The organism is Bacillus lumedeiriae (assembly GCF_044891285.1).
GTDB lineage: Bacteria > Bacillota > Bacilli > Bacillales > Domibacillaceae > Pseudobacillus > Pseudobacillus lumedeiriae.
This window is the reverse complement of the sequence record NZ_JAUIYO010000069.1, coordinates 1-262: the sequence shown is the minus strand read 5'-3', so window position 1 is coordinate 262 and position 262 is coordinate 1. Positions and strand designations below refer to the sequence as shown.

The 262-nt window shown below is 52.7% G+C and carries 2 tRNA genes; both read right to left on the bottom strand.

What is annotated here, in order from left to right:
- Window positions 1-51 precede the first annotated feature (51 nt).
- Window positions 52-125, bottom strand: a tRNA-Cys gene (locus QYG89_RS17275).
- Window positions 126-136: 11 nt separating this feature from the next.
- Window positions 137-211, bottom strand: a tRNA-Gln gene (locus QYG89_RS17270).
- Window positions 212-262 lie beyond the last annotated feature (51 nt).

Below are 262 nucleotides of genomic sequence, written 5' to 3'. Positions count from 1 at the left end.
AGCTTGGAAGGCTGAGGTTTTACCATTAAACTACACCCGCCTGTCTAGAACTGGAGGCAGCAACCGGATTTGAACCGGTGATAAAGGTTTTGCAGACCTCTGCCTTACCACTTGGCTATGCTGCCTTAAGCTTAGATGGCTGGGCTAGCTGGATTCGAACCAGCGCATGACGGAGTCAAAGTCCGTTGCCTTACCGCTTGGCTATAGCCCATTAATCATATGGGGCGATCGAGGGGAATCGAACCCCCGAGTGTCGGAGCCA